General features: G+C 68.5%; 24 protein-coding genes. 3 read left to right on the top strand and 21 right to left on the bottom strand.

Features of this window, described 5'->3' with window-relative positions; all coding sequences use genetic code 11:
- Positions 1-68 precede the first annotated feature (68 nt).
- The 18 genes from ABH928_RS15115 to ABH928_RS15030 form a co-directional block, all read right to left on the bottom strand.
- Entirely contained in the window at positions 69-968 is a 900-nt protein-coding gene (locus ABH928_RS15115) for a phosphotransferase family protein (RefSeq protein WP_370066359.1), read from the bottom strand.
- Positions 965-1405: an NUDIX domain-containing protein gene (locus tag ABH928_RS15110; RefSeq protein ID WP_370066357.1), complete on the bottom strand. Its 441-nt coding sequence runs from the start codon at positions 1403-1405 to the stop codon at positions 965-967. The genes ABH928_RS15115 and ABH928_RS15110 overlap by 4 nt, the downstream gene beginning before the upstream one ends.
- A 346-nt stretch (positions 1406-1751) precedes the next feature.
- Positions 1752-3293 (bottom strand): Mur ligase domain-containing protein, encoded by a 1542-nt coding sequence (locus ABH928_RS15105; protein ID WP_370066355.1) that lies wholly within the window; start codon positions 3291-3293, stop codon positions 1752-1754.
- Positions 3294-3316: 23 nt separating this feature from the next.
- The gene (locus ABH928_RS15100) at positions 3317-3979 is read right to left on the bottom strand and encodes an ATP/GTP-binding protein (RefSeq protein WP_370066353.1); all 663 of its coding nucleotides are present in this window, start codon (positions 3977-3979) and stop codon (positions 3317-3319) included.
- Positions 3933-4268, bottom strand: coding sequence for a DUF742 domain-containing protein (locus tag ABH928_RS15095; RefSeq protein WP_370066351.1), 336 nt, complete (start codon positions 4266-4268; stop codon positions 3933-3935). Before ABH928_RS15095 ends, ABH928_RS15100 begins: the two co-directional genes overlap by 47 nt.
- On the bottom strand, positions 4268-4702 hold the full coding sequence (locus tag ABH928_RS15090) for a roadblock/LC7 domain-containing protein (protein WP_370066349.1): 435 nt from the start codon (positions 4700-4702) through the stop codon (positions 4268-4270). Before ABH928_RS15090 ends, ABH928_RS15095 begins: the two co-directional genes overlap by 1 nt.
- Before the next feature lie 3 nt (positions 4703-4705).
- The gene (locus ABH928_RS15085) at positions 4706-6190 is read right to left on the bottom strand and encodes a sensor histidine kinase (protein WP_370066347.1); all 1485 of its coding nucleotides are present in this window, start codon (positions 6188-6190) and stop codon (positions 4706-4708) included.
- Positions 6191-6244: 54 nt separating this feature from the next.
- On the bottom strand, positions 6245-7591 hold the full coding sequence (locus tag ABH928_RS15080) for a glutamine synthetase family protein (protein WP_370066345.1): 1347 nt from the start codon (positions 7589-7591) through the stop codon (positions 6245-6247).
- A 2-nt stretch (positions 7592-7593) separates the two neighbouring features.
- On the bottom strand, positions 7594-9099 hold the full coding sequence (locus ABH928_RS15075) for an amino acid permease (RefSeq protein WP_370066343.1): 1506 nt from the start codon (positions 9097-9099) through the stop codon (positions 7594-7596).
- Positions 9100-9154: 55 nt separating this feature from the next.
- Positions 9155-10171: a hypothetical protein gene (locus tag ABH928_RS15070; RefSeq protein WP_370066341.1), complete on the bottom strand. Its 1017-nt coding sequence runs from the start codon at positions 10169-10171 to the stop codon at positions 9155-9157.
- Positions 10171-10524, bottom strand: a complete 354-nt coding sequence (locus tag ABH928_RS15065) for a hypothetical protein (protein WP_370066339.1) — start codon at positions 10522-10524, stop codon at positions 10171-10173. Before ABH928_RS15065 ends, ABH928_RS15070 begins: the two co-directional genes overlap by 1 nt.
- Positions 10525-10613: 89 nt before the next feature.
- On the bottom strand, positions 10614-11837 hold the full coding sequence (locus ABH928_RS15060; protein WP_370066337.1) for an SAM-dependent methyltransferase: 1224 nt from the start codon (positions 11835-11837) through the stop codon (positions 10614-10616).
- Between the two features lie 979 nt (positions 11838-12816).
- Positions 12817-13398, bottom strand: a complete 582-nt coding sequence (locus ABH928_RS15055) for a class IV adenylate cyclase (RefSeq protein ID WP_370066335.1) — start codon at positions 13396-13398, stop codon at positions 12817-12819.
- Between the two features lie 44 nt (positions 13399-13442).
- Positions 13443-14078: a cyclopropane-fatty-acyl-phospholipid synthase family protein gene (locus ABH928_RS15050; protein ID WP_370066333.1), complete on the bottom strand. Its 636-nt coding sequence runs from the start codon at positions 14076-14078 to the stop codon at positions 13443-13445.
- 28 nt (positions 14079-14106) lie between these two features.
- Complete coding sequence (locus ABH928_RS15045; protein ID WP_370066331.1) at positions 14107-14493, bottom strand: cytidine deaminase; 387 nt, start codon at positions 14491-14493, stop codon at positions 14107-14109.
- Positions 14490-15812 (bottom strand): hypothetical protein, encoded by a 1323-nt coding sequence (locus ABH928_RS15040; RefSeq protein ID WP_370066329.1) that lies wholly within the window; start codon positions 15810-15812, stop codon positions 14490-14492. Before ABH928_RS15040 ends, ABH928_RS15045 begins: the two co-directional genes overlap by 4 nt.
- A 2-nt stretch (positions 15813-15814) precedes the next feature.
- Positions 15815-16393: a hypothetical protein gene (locus ABH928_RS15035; protein ID WP_370066327.1), complete on the bottom strand. Its 579-nt coding sequence runs from the start codon at positions 16391-16393 to the stop codon at positions 15815-15817.
- A gap of 9 nt (positions 16394-16402) precedes the next feature.
- Positions 16403-17305, bottom strand: a complete 903-nt coding sequence (locus ABH928_RS15030; protein ID WP_370066325.1) for a radical SAM protein — start codon at positions 17303-17305, stop codon at positions 16403-16405.
- A gap of 204 nt (positions 17306-17509) precedes the next feature.
- Between ABH928_RS15030 and ABH928_RS15025 the strand changes: the two genes are divergently transcribed.
- Positions 17510-18667, top strand: coding sequence for a hypothetical protein (locus ABH928_RS15025; RefSeq protein WP_370066323.1), 1158 nt, complete (start codon positions 17510-17512; stop codon positions 18665-18667).
- Positions 18668-18702: 35 nt separating this feature from the next.
- On the top strand, positions 18703-19437 hold the full coding sequence (locus tag ABH928_RS15020; protein WP_370066321.1) for a glycosyltransferase family 25 protein: 735 nt from the start codon (positions 18703-18705) through the stop codon (positions 19435-19437).
- On the opposite strand, the gene ABH928_RS15015 is transcribed toward ABH928_RS15020, so the two are convergent.
- Positions 19414-20109, bottom strand: coding sequence for a DapH/DapD/GlmU-related protein (locus tag ABH928_RS15015; RefSeq protein WP_370066319.1), 696 nt, complete (start codon positions 20107-20109; stop codon positions 19414-19416). The genes ABH928_RS15020 and ABH928_RS15015 overlap by 24 nt on opposite strands.
- The gene (locus tag ABH928_RS15010) at positions 20106-20897 is read right to left on the bottom strand and encodes an alpha/beta hydrolase (protein ID WP_370066317.1); all 792 of its coding nucleotides are present in this window, start codon (positions 20895-20897) and stop codon (positions 20106-20108) included. Before ABH928_RS15010 ends, ABH928_RS15015 begins: the two co-directional genes overlap by 4 nt.
- Positions 20898-21462: 565 nt before the next feature.
- Here ABH928_RS15010 and ABH928_RS15005 point away from each other — a divergent pair.
- Positions 21463-22803: a helix-turn-helix domain-containing protein gene (locus ABH928_RS15005; protein ID WP_370066315.1), complete on the top strand. Its 1341-nt coding sequence runs from the start codon at positions 21463-21465 to the stop codon at positions 22801-22803.
- Here ABH928_RS15005 and ABH928_RS15000 read toward each other — a convergent pair.
- On the bottom strand, positions 22781-24565 hold the full coding sequence (locus ABH928_RS15000) for a prolyl oligopeptidase family serine peptidase (protein ID WP_370066313.1): 1785 nt from the start codon (positions 24563-24565) through the stop codon (positions 22781-22783). The genes ABH928_RS15005 and ABH928_RS15000 overlap by 23 nt on opposite strands.
- Positions 24566-24590: the final 25 nt, after the last annotated feature.

The raw sequence follows: 24590 nt of genomic DNA, 5'->3' as shown, positions 1-24590 counted from the left end.
GGCCGGGCGCCGGGTGATGGGCAACGCGTGCACCGCCGCCCGCTTCGCGGCGGGTGGCGGGGTGAGGGTCAGTGGGCGGCGCGTGGAGAGCGCAGCAGGTCGAGCGCCGTTCTCGCGTAGGCGAGGATCTCCTTGTCCTGGTGCTCCCTGGCCCACTTGAGCGCGGATGGGCAGTCGATCGCCGCCCATCCCCGGCATGCCGACTCCTCCTCGGCGGACAGGGTGCGGCCGTAGCCGTCGAAGAACGCTTCGCGCAGGGCGGGCCGCCCTGGGGTGAGCTGGTAGAGGACGCGCATGAGGTCGTGGCGCACCGGTTCTTCGACGGATGTTCGTTCGAAGTCGATGACCCGCAGGCGCAGACCGGCGTCTGCCCGCTCGACGAGCCAGTTGCGCGGGCTGTAGTCGCCGTGGCACACCGCCACTGGCAGCACCGGTGGCGGTGCGGCTGTGGCGGCGGCGAGCACGGCGACGTCCTCGGCCGGAAGCGCGAGGTCCAGGGCCAGGTCCAGGGCGCGGCGGCGCTGGACATCCCAGGGCGTCGGCGCGTGCACGGCATCCTCCGGCGGATGCTGCCCGTGCAGCCGGGCCGCCAGGACCCCGGCCTGCCGGTAGGCCTCCCGCTCCAGCACCGGGTCCAGTTGGGCCACGGACAGCGGAAGTCCCTTCACCGCGCGGGTGACGATCAGCAGACCCTCTGGGTTACGGCCGGCCAGCCGGGCCGTTCGGCGCGCACCGAGCGCCGGGACGAACTCGTCGTAGGCGCGGGTCTCACGGTCGAACATCAGCCGGTTATTGTGCCGCTTGGCGTACCAACCGTGGCCATTACGGTCCTCGACCTCCCACACCACCGGGGTTCCATGACGGTTGCGGGAGCGGATTGCGCGCAGACGGAACTCTCCGACCACCTCGCCCAGCAGGCGGGCGACGCCCTCCGGAACCCCCGTCCCCTCGCCATGGTGGCCGCTCACGCCGGGAACCCCCGCACCGACAGCGCGCGGCCCACTGCGATGGCGTCCAGCGCCTGGACGGTGTAGTCGATGACTGGCTCCGGCAGCGCCTCCAGTGGCCACCACCGCAGGTCGCCGCACTTGGCCGGCTCCATGTTCTCCACTTGGCCGGTGTACTTGGCGGGGGTGAAGAACAACTGCAGCCGTCCCGCACCGTCGTCTGCGTCGAGGTCGTGCAGGACATGGACCAGCTTCAGATCGGCCTGGTCGATGTCGATGCCCAGCTCCTCCCGCGCCTCGCGCGCCATGCCGGCCGCGACGGATTCGCCCTGCTCGAGGTGACCGGCGGGGACGTGCCAGCACCCTTCGCCGTAGGCCGTGTTTCTGCGTCTGCCCAGCAGGACCTGGTCCTCCTCGACGAGCACCAAGTGCACCCCGATGACCGTTTGGTGCGGCACTGAAATCTCCTTCACGACACAGAGGGGACGAAGACGATGGAGCGGCGCGCCGACGGTGCACTCGGTGCTGCGGCGGGTGCCGGGGGATCGGGTGCGCCTGATCCTGTCAGCGCCTGGCCGTGTTGCTCGGCGTGTCAGTCCGGCGGTCACTCGATGGTGCCAACCTCGGTAAAACAGCGGCGAGTTGCTGGCCATGGACGCGAGCCCTTGCCAGTGCTGACCGGGCTGGTGTTCGGCCGTGTGGCTCTCTCCAAGGTTGGCAGATGGCGTGGTCGAGCGGTGCGAGGATGCGGGGCCGTGACTGGCTCTTCTGTCTCCCGGAATCCCGTGGGTTGACATGCCGCACCTACAGGTCGGCCGGGATGGGGGTGGCGGGTGAGCCGAGGTGGAACAGCAGACGGGGTCCGAGCCGTTCGACCGCTCCACTGCCCATCATGACGACCAGATCGCCGCGTTCGGCCAGTGAGGCGATCAGTTCCTCGACGCCGCTGCCGACTTTGGTGGCGTGCCACGTGTGCCAGGCGTGCACGTGGCCGGCCATGCCATTGAGGGTGGCGGCGCGGGCGATGGCTGCGGTTCCTGTGTCGGCCTCCGGGTTCGATGCGGGTTGGGGCGCGTGGACCGGCAGCAGCACGACGTCGTCGGCCGCAGCGAGTTGGGCGCCCATCTCGAGGCCAAGTGACATGGTGCGTGCCAAGCCGCTCGGCTCGAACACGGCGATGACGTTCCCCTCCGTGAGCATCCGCGCGGCCTTGAGGTCGGCGGCGATCTCCGCGGGGTGACGGGCGAGTGAGTCGACCACGGTGATTCCGGCCTGGCGGCCCAGCACGGTCAGGGACCGTTCGATGCCGTTGAACCGCGTGGAGATGCCGGCGGCCAGGTCTGCGGCCGTTGCGCCGAGCGCGCGGCCGGCGGCGAAGGCGGCAGCGGCGGCCAGGGCGTTGTGTCGCCCGGGCATCGCCACGATGACGGTGTACCAGGAACTGTCGGCGTCCTGCACGGTCACATGGCTGGCCGTCCCGTCCCACACGACCTGCACGACGCGCACGTCCGCGTCATGCGCCTCGCCGAACGTGATCACGCGGGGGCCGGATCGCTTGGCCAGCCGGTCGGCCAGCGCGCACGCTCCGGGGTCGTCGGTGGGTAGAACCACGGTGCTGCTGCGTCGGGCGAGAGCCTCCAACTCGTCAAGGACGTCGTCGAGGTCCTGGTGGTGCGCCGGCGTGGCGGTGGCGTTGAGGATGAGTGCGACCGTCGGGAAGCAGCGGGCCTCGGGCCGGGGCCCGTCATCTTCGCCCGGGCCGAGGTCGGCGATCAGCAGATCGCCGCCGCTGTGGTGACCGGCGACGCTGCCTGCCGGTGGGGCGCCGAGCACCCAGGACGGGTTGCGGTGATCCAGTGCGCTGGTGAGCATGACCGCCGCGGTTGTGGTGCTGTGGCTGCCGGCCACTGTGACGGAGGCTGGTGCGGAGTCGACGAGCATCGCCAGGGCCTCGTCGCGCTGCAGGACAGGCAGGCGCATCTCCTCGGCCCGTTCGCGCTCCGGTCCTGTGCTGGCCGTTGAGCTGTTCCAGACCAGTGCCGACATGTCCGCTCGGACGTGGCTGCGGTCGTTGCCGAGCACGATCCGGGCGCCGGCCTTGGCGAGCGCTGCGGCAGCGTCGCTGTCCTGGGTGGCGGACCCGGACACGCGGCTGCCGCGCTCTACCAGCAGCCATGCAAGCCCTGGCATGCCGGGTTCGGTGATACCGACCAGGTGGGGAGCGGATAGGCGGATCGGCCCGCTGTACACGGGGGTCTCACGTGCCACGGTGTCGTTCAACTCCTCTGTAGAGCATGTGCGGTGGGAAGATCTGGCGGGCGCGGTAAGACGGCGATGGGCGACCATATGACCTGGGGCGGTAGCCGCCCTCACGTTCTGGCGCTCGGCGGGGCTGGCGCTCGCCGGTGGACGGATGGCGCGTTCTGGTGCGCCGCGGGAAACGGGGCACGGGAGATCAGTTGGTCCAGCAGGGCGACGAGCACCGCCCGCACGGAGGCGTGGTCGCGGGCGTCGACCATGAGCACTGCGGTGTTCGGGTCTTTGAGTACGAGCGCGGTGCGGATCTGTGGCTCGGTGTAGGGCCGGGCGCCTTGGAAGCAGTTGACCGCCACCACGAATGGGGTGCCTCGCTGCTCGAAGAAGTCCACGGCGGCGAAACTCGTCTCCAGACGGCGCGGGTCGATGAGGACGACGGCACCGATCGTGCCGCGCAACAGGTCGTCCCACATGAACCAGAACCGGTCCTGGCCCGGGGTGCCGAACAGCAGGAGCGTGGCGGCATCCAGGGTGATCCGCCCGAAGTCCAGCGCCACAGTGGTGGTCGTCTTGGCCTCGGCGGTCACCGGGTCGACACCGATACCCGCCACGGTCAGGCGCTCTTCGGTTCGCAGCGGGGTGATCTCGCTGATGGCGCCGACGAAGGTGGTCTTGCCGACGCCGAAGCCGCCCGCGATGAGGATCTTCGTCTGCGGGGGCGGACTGGAGCTAGAGGGCTTGGAGGCCGCTTCGGACGCGGCGGAGAAAGGTGACATCGGCTGCCTGGTGTTCGGTCATCGGGGGTTGGTGGTGCAGGAGGCCGCGGTCGGCCAGTTCGGTGAGCATGGCGATCACCGTGACCAGGGGCAGGCCCAGGCGGGCGGCGATCTCCGCCACCGCCCGCGGCGCCTCGCACATGGCGAGGGCTGCCCGCCACTCGGCGGGCAGCCCTCGCGGCTGCGCGTTGGGGGCGGCGGTGACAAAGGAGTGCATCGCCAGCGGGGGCCCGGCAGCGGAGGGGACGGGGACCAGGGCGAACAGGCGGGTACGGCGGCTGGCGGGCATCAGCCGGCGGTGAGGTCCGGGCGGGGCCGGGTGCTCATCTGTTCCGCGTACGCGCGGGCCTTGCGGACGATCTCGCCCAGGGCCAGGCCGACGGGCGCGGACGCCTCGAGCGCGACGAACAAGGTGCTGTTGGCCCCGCACGCGGTGATCGCGATCGTGCGCTGCTGCATGCTCACAACGGTGTGCAGGACTTGCCGGCCGTCCACGTCTGCGGACAGTGCGGTGGACAGGCTGGCCATGCCGGAGCAGGCCGCGGTGATGCGCTGCGCCTCCTCGGTGCTGACGCCGTAGGCGGCCTGGGGGAGGCCGTCGTTGGACAGCAGGACCAGGCTCAGCACGCCGGGGATGCTGGCGAGACTGTTGCGGAGCATGTCGTAGCTGCGGTCGTTAACGGTCTCGGGGACGCTGTTGGGAAGCGTTGCGACGTTACTCATGGATCACTCTCCAGGGGTGGGGAAGTGGGCGAACAGGTCGGACAGGTCTTCGGCGCTGCGATCGTCGATGCCGTAGCCGCCCACCCGGGGCTCGTCGGTTGGTGCGGGCTGGCGCAGCGGTGCGGCGAGGTTGGCACCGGGCACACGTTGGGGCAGGCCGTCAGTTGTCAATTGCCGGCCTGGCGAGGCGGTGACCAGGGACAGGGATGGGCGTTGCTCGGCCGGTACGGCGGGCAGTGAGGGCGCGGTGTGGTCGGCTCGGTCGGCCGCGGCCGCGGCCGCGGGCGGTGGCGGGGCGGGCTCGGCGCTTGCCGGTTGAGTCAGTAGGCGGTCGGGGATGAGCACGAGGGCCGATACTCCGCCGAAGTCGGAGGGGCGCAGCCGTACCGACAGGCCGAATGGGACGGTGAGCTTGCCGACGACGAACAGGCCCAGTTGCTGGATGTCCGCGAGTTCGGCGAACAGCGGGGCTACTTGCAGACGGCGGTTCAGCTCGTCGAGGGCCTCGGGCGTAAGACCCTTGCCGCGGTCTTCGACCTCGAAGGCGATCCCGCTGCCAGTGGGCGCGGATCGGACGATGACGGGCAGGTGCGGGGCGGAGTAGGCGAGGGCGTTCTCGGTGAGCTCCGCGAGCAGGTGGGTGAGGGCTCCGGCGGCCTCGGGTATGACTGCGCCCTCCGCCCCGAAGTCCAGGCGCACTCTCGAGCGGTCGGTGACCTCGCCGATGGCATCGAGAAGAAGGTTGCCGACGGGCACCGGCTGGGTGTGGGGGTGGGGGATGGTGCCGCCGGTGAGGAGCAGCAGGTTCTCCAACTGTCGGCGCAGCTGCACCAGGCGGTGGTCGACGGCGGCCAGATCGTTTTTCGTGGCCGCGTCGAAGCCGGGGCGGTGCTGCAGCGTTTCCAGGCCCTCGAGTGCGAAGTCGGCCGCGACCAGGGAGCGGGTGGCCGCCGACATGGCGAACCGGTCGAAGCCGTCCCGCTCGCGGTAGAGGGTGTATGCGGAGTCGCCGGCGAGCTGGGCCAGGCGTGCCAGGGCGTCGGAGATGACGCCGAACTCATCACCGTGACCGGTTGGCCTGGGCAGCGCGCTGGTGTCCACTGCCTCCCCGTGCTTCAGACGCCGGATCAGCTCCGGAAGCTGGTGCTGGGCGACAGCCAGCGCGATCGTCTGTGTCCTTTGGGCGCGCCGCACGATGGCACCGCTCACCGTGAGCAGGACGACCAGGACGACCACCAGGAGGAGGGAGCCGGCTCCGGCCACCAGGTACGCGTCGTGGCGAAGCCCCCGGCCCGCCGCCACTGCTCCGCGTCGTCCCGCCGTAAGCGCTGTCGCCTCGTGGGACAGGACAGTCACACACACCGCGACCAGGGTGGCGCAGGCGAGCGAGGCGGCGAGGGCGACCAGGCGCAGCAGTGCCCGCACCGTCAGCGCGTTCCGGGGTGAGGCGTGCAGCGGATGGGCGGGTCCAGGCAGGGGAGACGACATCATTCCTCACGGAACACGAGGGCTTGCGGGCGGCGGGCTGGGGCTCGGGGTGGGCTAGGTCTGGGCGAAGCCCCTGGACAGGTCGACATCGGTGACACGCACGCGGTGGACGTCCAGCTCGCGTTGGGCGGCGCGCGCGTAGTGGGCGACGACCTCCTCGCCGAGTAGTTCGGCCGCGAGCCGGCTTCCCTCGAACGCTGTCAGGGAGTGGTGGAGCGTGGGCGCGACCGGTGGGGCGGCGCTGTCCTGGTAGGCGTCACCGGTGGATGGCGCCGGTGGTTTGAGGTCGTGGTCGATGCCGTGCTGGGCTGCTGCCAGTACGGAGGCCAGCGCCAGGTAGGGGTTGGCGTCCGCTCCGGGCAGGCGGACCTCCAGGTGCAGCCCCGTGCCGTGGCCGACGACCCGCACCGCGCAGCCGCGGTTGTCCCATCCCCAGGCGTAGCGGGTCGGGGCGAACGAGTGCGGCTGGTAGCGCTTGTAGGAGTTGACGGTCGGGGCGTACAGCGGGGCGAGGTGGGGAAGGGCATCCAGCAGTCCCGCCACCACCTGCCCGGCTAGCTCCGGTAGTTCGCCACCGTGGCCGGGGCCGGCGAACAGCGCCTGATCCCCGCGCCACAACGACACGTGAAGATGCAGTCCACTGCCCACTCCATCGCTGGGCGCGGCCATGAACGTGGCCGCGAGACGGTGCCGCTCGGAGGTCGTGCGCACGGCGTGCTTGAACAACAGATGCCCGTCGCACGCGGCGAGCGCCTCCCCATAGGGGAAGGTGACCTCGACCTGGCCGGGTGCCCCCTCGGTCTTGACCGCCTCCACCGGCAGGCCCGCCTTCGCGAGGCCGGCACGCAGGTTGCGGGAGAAGGCGGACAGCACCCTCGGGTGGTCCAGCGCGTAGTCGCGGTTGTCCCACGTCACCGGGCGCAGATCCCGGTAGCCACCATCGGCAAGTTCGCCCAGGGTGCCGTGGTAGAGGACGAACTCCGTCTCCAGCCCCACCCGGGCCTGCATGCCGCGGGCGGCGAGTTGGTCGAGCTGCCGGCGCAGCATCGAGCGCGGCGAAACCTGCAGCAATTGCCCGTCAGGCCCGAGAGCGTCGGCGAGCACCAGGGCGGTCCTGGGCAGCCAGGGCGTCAGCCGCGCGGAACCCGGATCCGGGGCAAGGCGCACGTCGCCGTAGCCGGACTCCCAGGAGGCGAGGGCGAAACCCTTCAGCGGGGTCATGTCCACATCGGTGGCGAAGACGTACGCGCACATCTCCGCGACGCCGTCCCCGTCGGCGAGACGGTCCAGGAAGTACCGGGCGTCGTACTCCTTGCCCTTGAGCCGGCCCTGGCCGTCGGCCACGGCCAGCAGCACGGTGTCCACCCGACCGGCACCGACCAGCGCGCGCAACTGCTCCATGCTCACACGACCTCACTCTCGAGCTCGGACATCTCGGGGCTGGCGTACACGGGCGTGATGTAGGAGCGGCGGGCGGCCCACCACCACACGGTGGCCAGGACCAGCACCACCACAAGTGCGATCGGCGCGTAGTTGAAGGAGTCCACCGTGACCGGGTTGGTCTGGGGCAGGCAGAACAGCACGGTGACCACCGCCACCCACAGCACGGCGACAACGCCGACCGGCCGGCTCCAGCGGCCCAGGTTCCACGGGCCCGCCGTGAAGCGGCGCCCAGCGCGCAGCCGCAGGTAGATGGGGATGGCGTAGGCGGGGGTGATGCCGATGACGTTGATTGCGGTGACCGCCCCGTAGGCGACCGGCGAGTACAGCGACGGCAGGGCGAGCACCAGCGCGGCGACCACCGACAGCCACACCGCGCGGGTCGGCGTGCCGTTGCGCGACACCCGACGCCACCACGCCGAGCCGGGCAGCGCACCATCCCGCGAGAAGGCGAACACCATCCGGGATGCGGCGGCGGTCTCGGCGTTGCCGCAGAACAACTGGGCCACGATGACCACGACCAGCAGCAGCTTCGCACCGCCGGTCCCGAGGCTGTCGAGGAAGATCTGCGCCGGCGGTACCCCGGTCGCGCTGCCCACGGTGCCCGCGTAGTCCTGGATGGCGAAGGTCATGCCGGCCAGCAGCACCAGTCCGGCGATCCACGAGACCCAGATGGAGCGGACAATCCCGCGAGCGGCGCTGACCTGCGCGTGTGTGGTCTCCTCCGACAGGTGCGCGGAGGCGTCGTACCCGGAGAAGGTGTACTGCGCCAACAACAGGCCGATAGCGGTCACGTAGAGCGGGCTCGACCAGCCGGTGGTGTTGGCGAAGTGCCCGAATACGAAGCCGGCGGACTGGTGGTGGGAGGGAACCACCGTGAGGAAGGCGACGATCAATGCGACGCCGGCCAGGTGCCACCACACCGACACCGAGTTCAGCAGGGACACCAGCCGCACTCCGAACAGGTTCAACGCGGCGTGCACTGCCAGGATGACGATGTAGATGACCATCAGAGAGCCCGTTTTGGGGACGAAGCCGAACTGGAGGTTCAACAGGGCTCCGGTGAACTGGGCGGCGCCGTAATCGATCCCGGCGATCGCACCCAGCAGCCCAAGCAAGTTCAACCAGCCGGTGTACCAGCCCCATCGTGGGCCGCCGAGCTGGTGGGCCATGTAGTACAGGGCCCCGGAGGTCGGGTAGGCGGAGGTGACCTCCGCCAGCGCCCACCCGACGAACATCACCATCAACCCGACACCCACCCAGCCCCAGAGCATCACCGCCGGCCCGCCGGTAGTCAGCCCGAAGCCGTACAGGGTCATGCAGCCGGACAGCACGGAGATCACCGAGAAGGAGATGGCGAAGTTCCCGAACGACCCCATGCGCCTCGCCAGTTGGGGCTCATAGCCCAGCCTCCGCAAGATTGCGTTGTCGTCCGGGGGAACTGCGGCTGACCTGATCGTGTGGGACATCGGTAGACCTTCCGAGAACTCGGGAACGGGCAAGGAAGAAGCAGGCGGGCTTGTGTCAGGGCCGGCCGCCGGAGGCGGCGACGGCCGCCCACGCCTGCGAGCGCGCCCACGCGAACTCCCGCTCGGCGAGGGCGGGATCATCAGCCATATGAGCCCACGGCAGACGTGTCGCGTACGGGCCGATCGCATCGAACACCCGGGCGGCATCCTGAGGTCGATGCGCGGCCGACAAGGCGTGCGCCAGGTGGTTGAGATCAAGTGCCAAGCGCGGCTGAGACGTTGTCTCGTCGAACCACAGATGCAGAGCCCGCTCTGCGTCGCGGGCGATGTGGTCACGCGTCCACAGCCGACGCAGCAGCGGGTCCGCCGGGACGCGCTCCCGCTGCCGGCGGAAGTGCTCCGCATAGGCGTGCAACGGCAGCACCAGCAACGCCGACCCCACGGGCGCCCACGACACCACCCACCGCACGAAGTCGATCGACGCCCCCACCGACCCGCCCGGCCGCGACAGCCAAAACCGCAGCATCCGGTGGAACGCCTCTCGGTTGCAAGGATCAAGGCGGTGCGCCTCACCCAGCAGTCCCCACGGGCCCGGCGGCAGCAGACGCTCCGGCGAGGCGGCATAGTGCTCCGGCCGCGCCTGCTGCTCGTCGACCTGGGCCAGGGCTAACAGGCACACCCATGGCACCGGGTCCTGCGGTGCCAACTGCGCAGCCCGCCAGCACCATTCTCTTGCCCGCTGCTCCAAGGACCCGGTCTGCGCGCGGCCATGGCGGTGGGCCCGCAAAGCGCGTTCCACCGCGACCCGGGCCTGCATCACCACGGCATTCGCGCTCTCTGGCTCCTCCATCAGCCAAGCCCCCAGCACGTCGGAGCGCACCGCTGCCGCAGCGAGGATCTGGCTGCGCGCGCTCCGAAGTCCCCAGTTCGTGCCGGTTTCCGACAGCAGCTCACGGGTCGCCATCCAGCGTCCGGCCTGAAGATCCTCCAGCGCGGCCCTCAGCGCGTCGTCACGGCCTGCCGGATGGTACACCGGTCGGGCCCGCTCTCGAGCGGGTTCTCCAGCGCGCATCAGCGCATCCTCCCGGTACCCGTGCAAGGGCCAGTGACGACCGCAGTCAGGGCGGCGAGCGCCTCATCCACCCGGGCGCGCTCCGCATGGATGGCCCCGACGAGTGACAGGACGGCGCGCTGGCGGACACCGACGCTCGCGCCGGCCATATCCGGGTCGGTGGCCAGCGCCCCCACATCCTCGGTGAGAAGAGGCCGCGACTGCCCGTTCGCGGCGAGCAGCGCCTTCTCCAGGTCGGCGGCCCGGCGGCGGGCTGCTGCGGCGAGGCGCTGCGAGTGGAACGCCACCAGCAGCGCGATCAGTGAGCAGAAGACCATGCCTCCAAGGGCCGTGCTCTGCAGGTGAGATGCCATCAGATCCTCAAAGGAACAACGGTGAACGGGAGGCGGGCTAGGCGCGATTGGCACGCACCGTCAGTCAGGACTGCGCTGCTGCGTTTCTGTCAGGGCTTTCGAGCGATCGCGCCGTAGCAGGAGATATCGGCGTTCGTCGCTGCGGTGAGACTGGACGGGTCGGGGCGCCATCGAGACACCACCTGCAGACCAGGGGGCACCAATTCCAGTCCCTGGAGAAAGCCGTCGATCTCCACTCTGGTCCGGGCCTGGGCGCTCATCCCGCCCTCCCTGTACAGCTCGACGATCTGCTTCCACTGCGCAGGGGCGTAGTCGGGAGTCACATGGGACAGCGCCAGGAAACTCCCTGATGGCAAGGCGTCCACCAGCGAGGCGACGATGCCGTACGGGTCCGCGTCGTCCTGGACGAAGTGCAGAACCGCGATCAGCATCAGCGCGACTGGCTGGTCGAAGTCGAGGACCTGCCGGACCATCGGATCGGCCAGGATCGCTGCAGGATCGCGCAGATCAGCCTGGATGTAGGCGGTCCGGCCAGACGGTTCGCTCCTCAGGAGCGCCCGGGCATGGGCCAAAACGATCGGGTCGTTGTCGACGTAGACCACGCGAGCCTCCGGCGCCTCGGCCTGGGCTACCTCATGCGTGTTGTTAGCCGTCGGAATCCCGGTGCCGATGTCTAGGAACTGCCGCACACCGGCGCGCGCGAGGTAACGCACCGCGCGCGCCAGGAAGAGCCGGTTCTGCTGCGCGGTGACTGGCAGTGTGGGGGCTACCTCCAGCAGTTCCCGGGCCGCAGCCCGGTCGGCTGGGAAGTTGTCCTTGCCTCCAAGGTAGAGATCGTAGAGCCGAGCCGGGTGAGGGCGATCTGTTCGGAGCTCGGCGGACGAGGCGGCACTTGACCCGTTCGGCGGGCCGCCCGCAGGGCAGCTACCGCGGTTCGTTCCCTCGATGCCGGGACTGGAGGAAGGCCAGTCCGACATGGTTGGAAGCTCCCCTTGGCCCGGCACATCCGTGCAGGCTTCGTGGCCCGGTAACTGAGCCATGTTGCTGCTCGTGGCGAGGAGAAGCCAGGTGGGCCACGGCTCCGTGTGGAGCCGTTCGACCGGGACACCCAGCTCAGCAGCCAGAGCCCTCTGAACGTCCTCACCGGGCACGACGGCGCGGTTCTCCCACGCCCAGATCTTCTTTGTGGGAGGCCCTGCCCCGAGGCGCTCGTTGAGCAGGTTAACCAGGTCCGTCAGGCTCCAGCCGTGCTGGGCGCGGACCTGGCCCAGGGGGTGCTGCTGTGGCTGTTGCGTGTTCTGGAGCCTGGCCATGTGTCTGTCCCTAAGAAGGTGAGGTGGATTCTGGAGCGGTGAATGCAGGTGTTGGTGCCCGCTCGACGCGTCGGGGGTGCCACGGCGAGCGGGCGGTCTGGGGGCTGGCGGCAAACCAGCGACTGAGTCGGGCGGCGAGCGCCATCAGTCGACCCGGAATCTCCAGGAAGCAAGTGCACGACACGTCCTGGACGGGGACTTGGTCGGGGCTGCGCCGGTGGGACGACGAGCGCGGCCCCTCTCTCCCGCCTACAACCGCCGATCAGGGTGGTCGTCGCTACGCATCGCAGCGGGAGAGGTTCGCGGGCAGGCCCAGCTGAGGGCCGGCGGAGTCCATGACCGGAAGCTCGGTCCGGGACATACCGGGCCAGCGGTCCACCCCCGTGACCGGTTTCGCCAGCTGGTCCGGAGCAGCCTTTGCCGGCCGGTCTTCGCGCTTCGCATGGTTTCCACCTCTCCTGTCTGGTCGTTGGCGGGCACGCAAGTGGACGGTGCGACCCTGTCCGGGGATGTGTCGGGGACGTCCTGGGACGCCTTGAGTCGAGTTCCCGTCGTTGCTCGTCCAGACTGCGCGACCAGCGGCCCGAGAGCGAGATCCACCATTCGGACACCAGAGTTGTCCGAATGGGCGCCGTACAAAGGGCGCGGTAAGGGACATGCGCTCGCGGGACTGGACGGAGTGGACACCGCGACGCTTACAGGCGGAGGCTGCGGGGTGCACGGCGCGTCGTCGGTCTAGCGGACGCGGGCAGAGAAGTGTTCCAGTCAGGCGTCGGACGGAGTATCCGCGTGTGCAGCTGGCGGACGTGGTCCTCGCAGATGAGGGCGGGACTGAACTCTGAACGCCGGCGAGTTCTCCTCGAAGGGTTCACCGTCGCCGGGCCGGGGCGGTTGGCCGAGCGCTTCGGCGAAGCGGACTCGGCCCGGCGGTGTGTTGGGCCTGGGAGGTTCGAGCATGGCCCAGGTATGGCCGTGCGGTTTAGGACGGGCTGGCGTGGTCAAGCTCGGCGGCATCGGGGAACACCAGTTGCGGCTCGGCCAGGATGTCCCGACCAAGCACTTCCGCGTACACCTCGTCGACGCTGCCATAGGCCGCGTGCGCCAAGTCCAGGCCCAGCTTCGCGGCGGCTTCTTCCACGGAATCGGCGCTGGGGCCTTCGACTTCCAGGAAGGTCGGAAGGTCGGGCCATGTGTCGAAGTCGAAGCGCAGTTCGCCCAGGCGCCACTCCTCGCGGTAGTTCTCCTGGTAGCGGAGCGCTTGGAAGCCCATCGCGGTCAGCAGGTGATGGGTGCCGTCGAAGTCGGAGACGACGACTTCGGCCTCCAGGATGGTGTCGATCGCGGACTCGTCGGCCGTGGACTGCTTGTAGGTGAGGGTGACTTGGTGTCCCTCGTCGCGCAGCCGCAGCCAACCGCCGCGCTCGGCGATGTCGCCGTTCTTGAAGACCACCCTGCGCATCAGTGTGCGGGGCTGGTGGATCTCGGCCCCGAGATCTTGCAGGGCGGTGATGGTCTTGTCGACGTCGATGGCGAGGAAGCGGGCTTCGTACTCGGTCTGCATGGATGTGGCCTCTCCGGGAAGTTGGTGGGACGGATCTCGATCGGTCAGTAGGCGGTGGGACGGGGTCGGCTCTCGTTTTGGCGGCGGCCGATGAACAGGCCCATCCGGTGGCGGTGCCAAGAGGGTTGTCCGGGATGCGGGGCCTCGTCGAAGGCTGGGGTGTAGGTCTCCCAGATCGCTTCCCAGCCGGGGAAGTAGGCGCGGATCTCCTCTTCGTCCAGGTAGTGCTCGATCTGCTCGTGCCGGGGTTCGACGGGCATCATGTACTCAGCTCCCAGGAGCCCGCCGGCCGAGCACAGGCTCTGCAGGGCATTGGTGAAGTCCTTCAGGGGGCGCCGGTGGTTGATCGAGTAGTGCCAGGAGCAGCTGGTCCAGATGCCGTCGTGGGCTTGGGAGTCTACGAGATCCAGTACATCGCCAGTGATGATGTCGACACGGTCGGTGAGTTCTTCGGCCGCGAGGCGTTGACGGAGGCCGGGGTTTGGCAAGTCACCTTCGAGGGCGGGTTGGTCTCGGTCGATGGCGGTGACGCGATAGCCGCTGCGCGCCAGTGGCAGGACGAACTTGCCGTCGGAGGCACCGACGACGCAGACGGTCCGCGCGTTGGCGAGTTCGAGCTGGCGCTGGAAGAGCGGGAAGAAGCTGCGGGTGGACCGCCAGAGGCTTTCCGTCAAGGGCATGGGATGGGTCCGTTCTCATCCATGGAGATCATGACCAGGGCAGGAGTTCGTCGGGGGTGGCCGTGACGGGGCGACCGTCGGCCAGGTGGACGATGACGTGCCGGAAGCCGTGGTCGCGTAGGAGTTCCCGGCAGCTTCCGCAGGGGCTCAGCACGGTGCCGGTCGAGCGATGGAGGGCGACGCAGGTGTCGAAGTCGTCGGTTCCGGCCGCGAGGGCCATGCCGATGGCGACTGGTTCGGCGCAGGTGGAACAGTGGCTGCAGGTGCGGGAGCGCACTTGCACCGCTGTGAAGATACGTCCGTCAGTCGTCGAGACCGCGGAAGCTACGTTGATCTGCGGATAGCGGCAGTTTGCGAGGGCCCTGCGGCATGCCTCGACCAGCGCGGCCTCGAGCCCGGAGTCCTGGACGTTCACAGGATTCGCTGGGGTGCCACGGGGTCCATAGGCGCCTGGAAGATCTCGGCGGGCGCCTGCGGATGCCACAGGGGCATCGCTTCTTCCAGGTGGAAGACGCCGGGCCGGTCCCAGGCATTGGCGATCCAGTCGCCCAGGCTGTAGGCGCCGACGGCGTCCAGGCCGATCAGCGTGCCCGGGGTCAGCGGTCCAGGTACGGTGACACGGCCGAAGGTGTCACTGCGATGGCACAGAGGACCGACGAGTTCGTAGGTGAGCTCGGCCTGGATCGGGACACGTCCGATGTGGACGGGACGGGTCTCGTCACCGCGCCAGCAGTGCAGGGCGTTGGTGCCGATATCGAGGACCGCAGTGTTCCGGTCGTCGTCGTGGCGAACGGCGACGACCGAAGCGACGGCCGATAGGGCGGGTTCGGCAAGGTAGCGCCCGGGTTCGAACAGCAGCTGTTCGACCCCGCGCATGCGCAAACGGGCGGCGTAGTCGGTGACGACTGCGGTGATGCCGGCCAGATCCGGTGCCTTCTGCACCGCGGGCTGCATCAGCACGCCGAGCGTCTGGGCCAGTTGAAGCAGCGGCCCCTTGCGGCGTTTCTCGACCCAGCCGGAGGCCAGGCCGCCGCCCAGGTCGAGGCTGGTCACGCTGATGTCGAGCGCTGCGAGGCGGTCGAGCAGGGCGCAGACGCCGGCCAAGGCTCGTTCGAAGGTGGTGGCGGCGACGAGTTGGCCGCCGAGGTGCAGGTGGAGCGCCTCAAGGATGACGTTGTCGCTTGCGGCCAGTCGCTTGGCGGCGGCGAGGATCGCCTCGCCGGTGCTGGACCAGCCGAACTTTGTCTCCCCGCGCTGCCAACCCTCAGTGGGGTCGGCTCCGGTCTCACCGGTCAGGCCAGGTACGCGGATCCGCAGGCCGACTCGTACCGGCGGCGCGGCTGGAGGGCGGGTGCACAGGATGTCGATCTCGGAGTCGGTCTCGATATTGATCAGGCGCGGGGGCTCTCCGTCCAGGGCCGCGCGCAGCAGGCCGGCGGCCTTGCCGATGCCGTTGACCAGGATCGAGGACGGCTGGTGCAGGGAGCGGGCGAGCCGCCACTCGTGCAGGGAGGTGACCTCTGCGCCGATGCCCATGCTCGCGAGGTCCTCGCACAGCCGCGGCAGGTAGTTCGTCTTGTAGGAGTAGTACGTTTCGGTGGGCAGCGGAAGGCCGTCGGTGAAGACGCGGAAGGCCCGTGTTGCGTCGGCGAGCCGGGTGGCGGAGTAGCAGAACAGCGGGGTTCCGTGCGTCTCGGCCAAGGCAAACGCCTTCTTCGGCACCGTGTCGTTCATCGCTAGCCCATCCCTTCGGGCAGGAGGTCGACGATCGCCTTGACCACGCCGTCGGGGCGGAGACCTGTGGTGTCAACGGGGACGATGTTGGCGCCCGCGTAGATCTTGCGGGTGACGTGGATGTTGTCGGCTTCCAGCCGGTACCAGTAGCTGCGGTTCTTCTCCTCATCGCGAGCGTCCAGCCGCTGGCGCCGGATGGCGTCGTCCACGGTGAGGACGAAGGAGTTGTCGGGTCGGCGGGCATGCGACCAGTCGATCTCGGGCACGGGGGTGACTCCCATGGCCGCGTGGGTGGCCAGGGTGCGGTAGAAGTAGCTCTCCATCACCACGCTGCGCCCGGTGGCCAGCGTGGCGCGGACGGTGTCCGAGGCCAGGTAGTTCACCATCATCCAGAAGTTCATCCGCGCCATCACGTTGCGGGAGGCATCGACGTTGCGGCGCATGGGCTCGAAGCGGGCGTTGAGGGTGTCCAGCAGCACCGCGCCGAGTGCGTCGGCCAGCAGCGGGGCGACAGTGGTCTTGCCGGTCGCGCTAAGTCCTTCGAGGACGATGAAGCGCGGTTCGCCAAGGGGCGATGTCATCACCGCTCCTCAGTTGCCGATGTATACGACGTCGGGGATGGAGACGGCGATCTCGTCGTGCGCGTGGGGTTCATAGACGACGCTGCGCAGGCTCTGGTCGAAGCGGAAGGCGTTGGCATCACGGCCTACGGCCTTGCAGGACACCGTGAGTCCGCCGCGGGGATCGGCTTCGATCCGGTCCAGCCAGTCGCCGGCGATCAGGTTGGAGCAGGCGGCCATGGCCGGCTGGGGTGTCAGGTCAGAGTCGTAGACGACCCGCAGCCGTAGCCCGGCGGTGTCGATCTCCTCGTGCAGCGCCTCGTACCTGGAGGCCTGTTCGACCTCCAGTTCCGGGTGCCGTAGCGCGTTGCCCACTAGGCGCAGGCAGTGCAGTTTGAGCTCACCCACCCGGTGCTGGTCGAGGAGCCGGGCCAAAGCGACGACCTGCCCGATACTGGTTCGAGTGACCGTCATCGTGACCCCGGTCTCCAGGCCCAACTCCGCGGCCAGGTCGAGAGCGTCGATCGCCGAGGAGAAGCTGCCCCGCTGCCGGATGCGGTCGTGGACATCGGCCAGCCCGTCGATGGAGACCCGGAACTTGTCGAGGTACGGCGCCAACTCCCTTACCGTGCCGAAGAACCCGCGGTGGCCGTTGGTGCAGATCTCCACCGTCAGCCCACTCTCCTTGCAGAACCGGGCCACCTCAACGACGCCGGGGTACAGCAACGGCTCGCCGCCAAGCAGCGTCACCGCCTCCAGGCCGTACTCGCGCTGGAAGTGAGACACCAACTCCACCGCCTCGGCCGTGGTGTACCGCTCAGTGCTCTTCAGCAGCTCACCGTGGAAGCAGGTCTTGCAGACGAAGTTGCAGCGGTACTGCAGTTGCAGGTAGAGCATCTTCACGCGGGTGATGCCGGTGACCTCTTTGAGCATCGTTGCTTCCTCCAAACAGGTCCATCTGATGGTGTCCCGCCTCGCACATGACCGACGGCACGGCCTCAACACTCGCGCCTGGGAACCTATGGCGAAATCGGCCTGACCCGTGGGCCGCTGTCACGGGTTGGGCCCACCACGAAACGACTAGTAACGCTGGGTGATCTCACGTACGCTGCCAGAAACCTAGGAGGCGCAGCGCCGGTGGCGAAACGCAAGACCTTCGATCCGGGGCGCGTGCCGGTCTCCTTCTGGCGCGCCGACGATGTCCAGAGCGCGTTGGCCCGTCATGAGGTCGGCGCACTGTTCCAGCTCTACCTGCGCCAGTTCCCGGACTGCACTCAGACCCAGCTCGCCTTGCTGACCGAGCATGACCGCTCGGAGATCTCCAACTGGATCCGAGGGGTGCGCGCCGGCCGGGTCAGCGATATCGATGTGCTGACCCGGATCGCAGATGGACTGCAGATGCCAGACGAGGCCAGAGTGCTGACTGGTCTTGCCCCCGCCTCGGTCCTGATGTCCAGCGTCAGAACCGCTGTTCCAGCCTCACGCCAACCGGCCGCTGGGGAACTCCCCGCGGACATGCCGGGTGGCATGCCGGCGCCGAGTCCGACCAACTCCCTGGATTGGCGTGAGGACTTGCGCCGGTTCTGGGGATTGGCGCAGTCCTCGCGGGTGGACATCGTGTGCTCGGAGATCCCCGAGCAGGAGCGGCCATACTTCGCCAGCCCGCAGGACCGCAACTACCTGCGTTACGCCAAGTTCGCCGATCTGGACAGCCTCATCTACGTGCGCACACGCCTGACCCAACTGCACCCGGACTTGGTCATCCGAGACTTCTCCCCGTCGGAGTACTTCGACACTGGGGTGGACACCTTGGTGGTCGTCGGTGGTCCGCCATGGAACGCGAAGTACCGGGAGTTTCTGCCTCAGCTTCCGTTCTACTTCGCCCCGAACCCGCTGGGCGAGGACGATCCACTGGTCGTCCCGCAGTTGGGGAATCTGGCGCTCGGCCCGCAGTGGAGTCCAGACAGCGACCTGCTCGAAGACATCGCCGTCTTCACCCGGCTGACCATGACGAAGGGGACAACAGTCTTCCTGCTCGGCGGGTGCCTTACCCTCGGCGTACTCGGTGGCGCGCAGTGCTTCCTGCACGGGGAACGGGCCGCGGCCAACGCCCGCTGGCTGACCGAGCTCATCGGTGACGACGACTTCGTACTCGTCACCGATGTCCGCCGGCTCGGCGGAATCGCGGACCTGGCCGATCTGACCGCGACCGAACCGCTCCTGGTGCTGGCGCGCCACAACAACGACCCGTTCAGCGTCGTGGTGAAAAACACCGACCGCTACGGTGCCGTGTAGCCATTGATCGCCGACGACTTCATGGGGGCAGACGAGTGATCATTTCCGCAGACATTCGCGCGTACGTGGTCAACCTCCCGCGGCGGGCTGACCGTCGCAAGCAGATGGAAGCCCAGCTCCCCGCGCTACTCAAGGCCACCTTTACGTCGGACTGGACCGGGCCGTTCGACGGCCGGGAACTGAACCGGCACGTCCTGGACCAGCTCGGCGTCGCCCTTTTCCCCTGGCAGATCGCCTCGGACAACCCGTGGTGGAGCCGTCCCCTCAAACTCGGCGAGATCGGCTGCACCCTCTCCCACCTCGCTTGCTGGCAGCACGCGGCCGACACCGGCGACGAGCCGTTCATCCTCATCCTCGAAGACGACGCCGTATTGGCCCCGGACTTCCTCAGCCACCTGCTCGCCCGTCTGGCTCAACTCACCGCGAAGGACAAAGCATTCGACCTGCTCTACCTTGGTCGCTTCCCCTTGGAAGCTGACGAACCCTACGTGTCAGGCGTCGTCCACCCCGGCTACAGCCACTGCACCTTCGGTTACCTTCTCACCCGGCCAGCCCTGACAGAGGTGCTCGCGACCGGGCTGGAGCAATCCGTGGTTCCCGTCGACGAATTCCTGCCCTCGCTCTACATCGACCATCCACGGCAGGACCTGCGTGCTCGGTTCCCGCGGCAGTTGCGCGCACTGGCCCTCGACCCGCCACTCGTGCGCCAACTCCCCAAGGACGAAGCTGGAAGCGACACCGAGGACTCACCGTTCGTCGACTGGCAGTAGCGGCCGGCCTGGGCTCGGAGGACGAAGGCTCTGCCAATGGCCGATCAGTTCCTGGAGCCGCGGTCCAGTCCACTCGGCTGCCGGCGTCCGCACGTTGATCCCGGTGACCACATGCTCAGGGGGCACATCCTGGGTCACCACCGCGCCAGCCGCCACGTAACTGCACGGGCCGATGCGGACCCCGCCGACGATCCTGGCGCCGTAGCCGACCACGCAGTCGTCCTCGATTACTGGCGGTTCCTCATCCACCGCCCACCAGCCCTTGTGGGGTTGGGTGTACTCGTGGACGAGCTCGCCCATCACCGTGCTGCGGTCCCCGATCCGCGCCGCGTCACAGACGAAACCGGCGACCGTGCAGTCCGCACCGATCGCTACCCGGTCGCACACGTAGGCGCCATATGCGAGACGGGTCCGATCGCCGACACGACTGTCGTAGCCGATGCGGACCCGGTCCTCCAGCACGCAGTCCTGGCCGACCGTCACCCCCTCATAGAGCACGATCTGATTGAAAAGCAGGCTGCGGTCCCCGATCCGGACCGGGGCCCCGGGCTCTTGCACACCGGCCGTGGCCGCACGGCGCAGTCGGGATTCCTTCGGGTAGCCCAACACGCAGTACTCGCCGAGCTGAACCGTGCCCGCAAGCGTTGCCGGCCCGTATAGCGGGCGTGTCACGTGGAACTCCCAGCACGATCGGCAAGCCAGCCAACGGAGACTGTGATCGCCTCATCCTCACGTTCTCGGGAGTCGAACCCGTGGTCGGACCCGTGGATGGAATGGAAACCGCAGCGGGGGTGCTTCTGCGCGGCTTCGCGGGCGATGTCATAGGAGACATAGCTGTCCCGGTCACCGTGGATGATGATCGCCGGAGTCGAGTCCGCAGTGAAGGACTCGCCCGGCTGGTGGCAGCGCATCTCGGCAAACAAGACCCGACCCAGTTCGAACTCCCCATCCAGCATCAACGACCCCTCGTCGTGGAGGCGGTCCTGAGCCGATTCGCTGAAGTTCTCGATACCCCAGGGCAGCTCGGGCTCCAGGAACGTCCGTCGCAGGTCCAGGACCGGGTTCCACAACACCACTCCTGACAGGTGTTCACCCAGCCAGGGCAGAGACAACGACGTCGCCACCGCTCCGAAGCTTGCCGCGACCATGAACAGCGGCCCGGGATGCTCCCGGACCGCGAAGTCGACTGCTGCCTCCAGATCCAGCATCTCCCCGGCGATGGTGATCCCCCGCTGAGCGCCGTCGCTGGCCCCGTGGCCACGGAAGGAGAAGCGGATGACCGTGAAGCCGGACTCGGCCAGTGCCTCAGCCAGGCGGATGAACATCCCTCCTTCGTCCTTGTCGGTGTTGATGCCATGGGCCTGGATGACGGTGCCAACCGGCCGCCGCCCCATCGGAACCCTGTGGACAGCAGCATCCAACGCGAGGCCGTCTACCGAGGCCAGTTGAATCTTGTCCAATCCGATCACTCCTCACGATGACACGATCGACGTCACGACGGTATCCAAGGCCATGCCCGGCCATCCGCTGAATCAGAGATTCAGGCCCCGCCGACAACGGCAGGCTGCCCCGCATAGCAAGGAGCTTGCAGAGACGGGAGCACAGAGGCACGCCCCTTGCGGGAAGATAGTCACCGTCTCTGGCCCGGACCGGGGCTGCTCGATCCCAGGTGCCTCACCCGCAACGAGCCGCCACTACGGTCACCGGCTGCCCCTCACCCTGAAGTACACCGCCGACCACCACGAAGCACACCTAGAGATCTGAGGCCACCTCACCTCCCGGTGTGGAGGTGCCGGTAGCTACGCGTGGGCGGTACGACCATCTCCGGCAAAATCCCGTGGGACGCCTGACGGGGCCCTGGCCCTGCTCGTCCAGGCTGCGCGACGAGGACGAGACCACCGTGCTGACAGCTGAGTTGTCTTGCCAGCTTCAGCCTTCTTGGAGAAAGCCCGCACGGGAAGGCGCGGTGACGGTACGTTTACAATCGGGCCTCGCTCTCTCGGGGCTACGGACCGGGGAGCGAAGGTGGCCGCCAGAGCACGGGAGATCGTGTCCGCAGGGTCGGCGCAGGCCCGGCTCGGGGCCGCGCTGCGCAACCTGCGCATGGAGCGTGGTGTGAGCCAGGCAGGACTGGGTGTCCTGATCCATTGCAGTGCCGACCTGGTTCGCCGCATCGAATCCACGGAGCGATTCCCGTCCCGCGAGACCATCGAGGCATGCGACCAAGCGCTGCAGTCTGATGGTGCGCTCGCTGATCTGTGGCCGGCCGCGGACGAAGAGCGTCGCCGGTCCCCGTCCCGTGGGGCAACCAGTGGGACCGTATCAGCCAGGTTCGCCCCAGAAGACTCCTCGCAGCTGATCGCCCAGTGGAGTGCGTCCGGCCAAGCGCTCACGGTGCCGGTCCAGGAGAAGGGTCGATTGTGGGTCACGGAGGAGGATGTCGCTCTGACGCAGAGCATGCTTGCGATGTTCCGGCAGTTGGACCACGTCCACGGTGCCGGACCGTTCGCGAGCCAGCTCTCCACCTATATCGATTCCGAGTTGACCGCGCTGCTCTCCAGGCCGGTAGCGAGCTCGCAAGCCGCCCGCAGCAGAGCCCGGGTTGCCACGGGTTTCCTCGAACTGGCCGGTTACCAGGCTGTGGACTCAGGGCGGCCCGGCTGGGCGCAGTCCTACTACAAGCGCGCTCTGGTGCTGACCACGCAGACGGCTGACCGTGCCTACGGTGCCTATCTGGTGGCCGTCAACTTGGGACATCTGGCGTTGCATTGCGATCATCCCGAGATCGCGCTCAGCTGGTCTCAGGCCGCGAGCGCCGTGGCGGGAACGGGGGCGAGCCCGGCGACCCGGGCCGCGATCAGTGCAGTCAGCGCCCGGGCCCACGCCCGGATGGGCAACGAACCCGAAGCCACCGCCCTGCTCCTCCAGTCCGAAACGCTGCTGGACGCTTCCATCCCTGGGGACGAGCCGCCCTGGGCTGGCTATTTCACTCGGCCATACCTGGCCGACGAGATCGCACACTGCCTGCACGATCTCGGCCGGGCGCCGGCCGCCCGTGACCAGGTCGCCGACGCCCTCGATGGCGTTGGGCGTGATCGGGTGCGCCGCCTCGCCATCGACGCCGCGCTGCTCGCCTCCACGTGGGTGCGCTCCGGCGACCTCGATCGTGCGTGCGCGGCCGGCCGGGAAGCTGTCGGATATGCCGCCCGGACCTCGTCCGGACGCTGCATCGACCGCGTAAGCCAACTCCTCCTCGATCTCGCACCCCACGCCGGATACCAGGCCGTCACCGACCTTCACGAATACGTTCGCGAGGTGCTGCCCGCTGCTGCTCGTGGCGTGGCTACGACCCGTCGGCGGACGTGATCCTCCCGTAGAACCGCACCTCTGCCTCCAGCGCTGACTGCAGGCTGGCAGGGGCCGACAGGTAGTGCCCGACACCGTCCAGGATCAGAGCCTCGTGGTCGACTCCGAGCCCAGCCAGGCGATCGACGAGCGCCTGGGCGTCACTCACTGGGGCGACGTCGTCGGCTGTCCCGTGGATCAAGAGAACGGGGATCCGGATCGCCTCGGCGCGCACCGCGCCCGCCGCGCCGGCGAGGTCAGCGGCGTGGGGCCGCTGGAACCTAGGTGCCGTCGCGGTCCACCGCGCCGGGTCGACGATCGCCGAGGTCGCTGTCGCCGCGGTGAACGGGCCCGGCTGGCACGCGGCTTGGAGGGCGGTGTATCCGCCGGCGCTGGCCCCGGAGATGAATACGGAACCCAGAAGCGCGGTGCCCTCTGCCAGAAGGTGCTCGGCGACGGCCCGACAGTCTTCCACGTCGTACTCGCCCCAATGCCCGTTCAAGTCCTGGCGAAAGGCTCTGCCGTGGCCGGTGCTGCCCCGATAGGCCACCTCGGCAACGGCGAACCCCCGGCTGGTGAAGAACTGCGTGGTCCAGTCCAGACGTAGCGGTACGTCGTCGGTGGGACCGGGGTGAGCGCGCACGAGCAGAGGGGCCGGACCGCCATTGGGCGGCGCGTGCAACAGGAAGCGAATGTCCGTTCCGCCTGACCTGACTGTCCGGACGGAGGGGGCCGAGATCACCCGATGGCAGCGACCGGCAGCGCTGTCGGTGCGCTCGTCCAGCTCACCGTTGACCGGGTCGACCAAGAGGACGGCCGGAGTTCGCTCCGGTGTTGCGCCGATGACCGCCACCTTGCCGTCGTGCGCAGCAACATAGGGCTTCAGGGACGTCAGACCAGTGTCAGGCTCAGTTCTGCTGCCGCCCTCGCTGACGGTGACCAGCCGGGCCCGGAAGCCGTCGTGGACGGTCAACGCGACTGCTCCGCCCGGTAGGTGGGCGTACGACTGGTAGCCACCCTCCCAGGGTGCGGGCCCACAGTCGGCATCCATCGGTGCGACTGCGTGCTCGGCGCCGTCCCAGCGGTAGAGGTTCCACCACCCCGTACGGTCGGAGAGGAAGTACAGCGATCCGTCCGGCCCCCAGGCCGGCTGGACGACCGACTCGTGCTCGCCCCCGGCGACAACCCTGCCAGCGCCGAGCTGGCCGCCGGTCGTGTAGTCGGTGGCATGGAGCTGGGCGCAGTCCCACGGCATGCGGTCGGCGCCCCACTCCAGATACGCGAGGACGCCACCGCGAAGCCGGGGGGCTCCTAGGAAGCCCGGCGAGGTCACCAAGACCCGCACATCACCGCCGTCAGGCTGGATCTGGACGAGCTCGTCCCCGCTGTCAGTGCCCCGCACCGCGAGCAGAATGCCGTCCGCGATGTGCAGGTCCCCGTATAGGAATTCGTCCTCCAAAGGGACAACAGCAACGGGTTCAGCACTGGGGCCGATCCGATAGACCTTGCTGTCCAGGGCGCTGATGATCCATTGGCAGTCGGATGCGATCGCGTAGGACCCGCCTCCGTACGCATGCAGCCACCCACCCACCGACATACCGGGTGGAGTCTGCGCCCGGGGTGCCGCGTCACGTTCGGCACGGACCAGACGTCGAGCACCTCCGAAGTCTGGATCGGACTGAAGCCACCACAAGGACCCTCCGACAGACGTGAGTTCGTCGTAGGACGTGTGCTTGCGTGCCACCCACGAAGCATCGATCGGTCCACTGTCCTCACCGGTCATTCGATCCCCTCGACCCACAGTGCTC

Origin of the sequence: Streptacidiphilus sp. MAP5-3, assembly GCF_041262505.1 — a bacterium.
Taxonomy (GTDB): Bacteria; Actinomycetota; Actinomycetes; order Streptomycetales; family Streptomycetaceae; genus Streptacidiphilus.
The sequence above is the reverse complement of the archived record's forward strand: the minus strand, read 5'-3'. Positions and strand labels throughout refer to the sequence as shown.

Excerpts from the sequence above, each read along its gene's own strand:
- ABH928_RS15105 (WP_370066355.1), bottom strand. The coding sequence starts at position 3,293 with ATGGTCGCCCATCGCCGTCTTACCGCGCCCGCCAGATCTTCCCACCGC.
- ABH928_RS15100 (WP_370066353.1), bottom strand. The coding sequence starts at position 3,979 with ATGTCACCTTTCTCCGCCGCGTCCGAAGCGGCCTCCAAGCCCTCTAGC.
- ABH928_RS15095 (WP_370066351.1), bottom strand. The coding sequence starts at position 4,268 with ATGCCCGCCAGCCGCCGTACCCGCCTGTTCGCCCTGGTCCCCGTCCCC.
- ABH928_RS15090 (WP_370066349.1), bottom strand. The coding sequence starts at position 4,702 with ATGAGTAACGTCGCAACGCTTCCCAACAGCGTCCCCGAGACCGTTAAC.
- ABH928_RS15085 (WP_370066347.1), bottom strand. The coding sequence starts at position 6,190 with ATGTCGTCTCCCCTGCCTGGACCCGCCCATCCGCTGCACGCCTCACCC.
- ABH928_RS15080 (WP_370066345.1), bottom strand. The coding sequence starts at position 7,591 with ATGGAGCAGTTGCGCGCGCTGGTCGGTGCCGGTCGGGTGGACACCGTG.
- ABH928_RS15075 (WP_370066343.1), bottom strand. The coding sequence starts at position 9,099 with ATGTCCCACACGATCAGGTCAGCCGCAGTTCCCCCGGACGACAACGCA.
- ABH928_RS15070 (WP_370066341.1), bottom strand. The coding sequence starts at position 10,171 with ATGCGCGCTGGAGAACCCGCTCGAGAGCGGGCCCGACCGGTGTACCAT.
- ABH928_RS15065 (WP_370066339.1), bottom strand. The coding sequence starts at position 10,524 with ATGGCATCTCACCTGCAGAGCACGGCCCTTGGAGGCATGGTCTTCTGC.
- ABH928_RS15060 (WP_370066337.1), bottom strand. The coding sequence starts at position 11,837 with ATGGCCAGGCTCCAGAACACGCAACAGCCACAGCAGCACCCCCTGGGC.
- ABH928_RS15055 (WP_370066335.1), bottom strand. The coding sequence starts at position 13,398 with ATGCAGACCGAGTACGAAGCCCGCTTCCTCGCCATCGACGTCGACAAG.
- ABH928_RS15050 (WP_370066333.1), bottom strand. The coding sequence starts at position 14,078 with ATGCCCTTGACGGAAAGCCTCTGGCGGTCCACCCGCAGCTTCTTCCCG.
- ABH928_RS15040 (WP_370066329.1), bottom strand. The coding sequence starts at position 15,812 with ATGAACGACACGGTGCCGAAGAAGGCGTTTGCCTTGGCCGAGACGCAC.
- ABH928_RS15035 (WP_370066327.1), bottom strand. The coding sequence starts at position 16,393 with ATGACATCGCCCCTTGGCGAACCGCGCTTCATCGTCCTCGAAGGACTT.
- ABH928_RS15030 (WP_370066325.1), bottom strand. The coding sequence starts at position 17,305 with ATGCTCAAAGAGGTCACCGGCATCACCCGCGTGAAGATGCTCTACCTG.
- ABH928_RS15000 (WP_370066313.1), bottom strand. The coding sequence starts at position 24,565 with ATGACCGGTGAGGACAGTGGACCGATCGATGCTTCGTGGGTGGCACGC.